We start from the raw sequence: 2,048 nt of genomic DNA on the forward strand, positions 1-2,048 counted from the left end.
TACTTAAATAATAAAATATTAGCTCTTTTATCTTTGAAAAATATTTTTTTTAAAAAAATAAATTTTTCATTATGTATTTGTTTAAATTTTAATAAATCTTCATTAGAAAAAAAATCATTATATAATTGTTCATCAACATTATAAATATTAGTACTATTATATTTAATAGTAAAATTAAGTAAAAAAAATTCTATAATTTTTTTTATTTTTAAAAAATTTTTTTGTAATAAAATAAAATTGTTTATATAAAACATTTTATTAAATTTTAAACGATTAATATCTGTTTGTTTTAAAATATTAAATGGTAATAATAAAGGAACTTTATTAAAGTTAATAAATTGTACATATGAAAAAATATATTTTTGATATAATTGATTATTTTTTTTTAAAATATATAAAAAATAATTTACATCTTTTATTAAATTAAAAGTAACTAATATATTTTTATTTTTTGGATGCCAAAATAATGGAGTTATACAATTAATATTATTATTTTTATTCTTATAAAAGTTACTAATATGAATTAAAATTTGAATTTTTGATAAATTTATAATTTTTATTAATTCTTGTTTCTTTCTTTTTTTTAAAAAATATTTAAATAATAATGGTTGCTTACTTTTAATTAATTTTGTAACGGATATTGTAGTATATACATCAGATAATGCATCATGAATTTTATATGATAAAAGATTATTTAATTTTGCTATTTTTTCAAGACTAAAAATAGGAATATTATTAATTTTAGGCCAAAAAATTCCTTTAGGTCTTAATATATAACATGCTCTAACTAAATTAAGTATATCCCATCTACTATTATTATTTTTCCAAAACCAACTATATGGATTATAAAAATTTCGATAAAATAAAAATTTACTAAATTCATCATCAAAAAAAAGATTATTATATCCGACGATGCAAGTATTTGGATGTAAAAATATATTATGAATATAATTTGCAAATTTATTTTCTTGTAATCCTTTTAAATTTACCATATATGGATTTATATTATTTATTATAATCGATTTCGGATTAGGTAAATAATCACTAGGTAACTTACAATGAAGAACAACAGGTTTATTAATAATATTCATATTAATATCAGTTCGTATACAAGCAAATTGGGCAATCCTATCTTTTTTAGGATCTAAACCGAAAGTTTCATAATCATAAAATAAAAAATTAAAATTTAATTTTTTTTTCTTTAACATAGTATATAATACTATTATATTGTTGATATTTTTACAATAATTATTAATTAATTATGGTGAGATGGCCGAGTGGTTTAAGGCGCATGCTTGGAAAGTATGTATATGAAAAAATATCAGGGGTTCGAATCCCCTTCTCACCGAGATAAATTATATATATTAACTATTTTAAAATATGATATTAAAATATGTTTGATATAAATTTGACTAAAATAATGTATAAATATGGTTATTTAATAATATTATTAAGTTCTTTAATTGAATGGGAGACATTTATTATTATTGCTGGTATGTTAGCTCATAAAAAAATTTTAAATTTAAATAATATTATAATTATTACTATAATTGGTTCTATTATGAGTAATCAGATATTATTTTTAGTAGGTAAAAAATATAGTAAAAACTTTTTATCTTTTTTTGAAAAAAAAAATTTAAAAATTAAAAAATATCAGGTTTTATTTAAAAAATATCCTTATTTTTTTATTATTATAACAAGATTTATTTACGGATTTAGATTAATAAGTCCTATAGTAATGGGAATTACCAATATTTCTAGTATTAAATTTTTTATTCTAAATATTATTGGAGCTTTTATTTGGACTTTTTTTTTTACTATTGCTGGATATTTTTTTGGTGAAATTATATCTAAATGGATAAAAGATACTACTAAAATTGTTAAATATTTCTTATTTATTTTTTTATTATTAATAATAATTATTTTTTTATTTAAAATTATAAAAAAAAAAATTAATTATTTTAAATAATTTTATATTATAAAACATAATTTGTAATTAACTTTATTAAAAAGTCAGGATATAATCCTAATACAATTGTTATAATTGT

2 protein-coding genes and 1 tRNA gene are annotated in these 2,048 nt (G+C 16.4%); 2 read left to right on the forward strand and 1 reads right to left on the reverse strand.

The features are described from left to right. On the reverse strand, positions 1 to 1,208 hold a 1,208-nt coding region (sbcB, locus tag GJT96_RS01855; RefSeq protein ID WP_169780508.1), incomplete at its 3' end, for an exodeoxyribonuclease I. A 55-nt stretch (positions 1,209 to 1,263) separates the two neighbouring features. Between sbcB and GJT96_RS01860 the strand changes: the two genes are divergently transcribed. Both GJT96_RS01860 and GJT96_RS01865 read left to right on the forward strand, forming a co-directional pair. Beyond that, positions 1,264 to 1,348: transfer RNA gene (locus tag GJT96_RS01860), tRNA-Ser, on the forward strand. 45 nt (positions 1,349 to 1,393) lie between these two features. Continuing rightward, positions 1,394 to 1,969 (forward strand): DedA family protein, encoded by a 576-nt coding sequence (locus tag GJT96_RS01865; RefSeq protein WP_169780509.1) that lies wholly within the window; start codon positions 1,394 to 1,396, stop codon positions 1,967 to 1,969. Positions 1,970 to 2,048: the final 79 nt, after the last annotated feature.

Source organism: Enterobacteriaceae endosymbiont of Donacia piscatrix (genome assembly GCF_012569525.1).
Taxonomy (GTDB): domain Bacteria; phylum Pseudomonadota; class Gammaproteobacteria; order Enterobacterales; family Enterobacteriaceae.

Excerpts from the sequence above, each read along its gene's own strand:
- GJT96_RS01865 (WP_169780509.1), top strand. The coding sequence starts at position 1,394 with ATGTTTGATATAAATTTGACTAAAATAATGTATAAATATGGTTATTTA.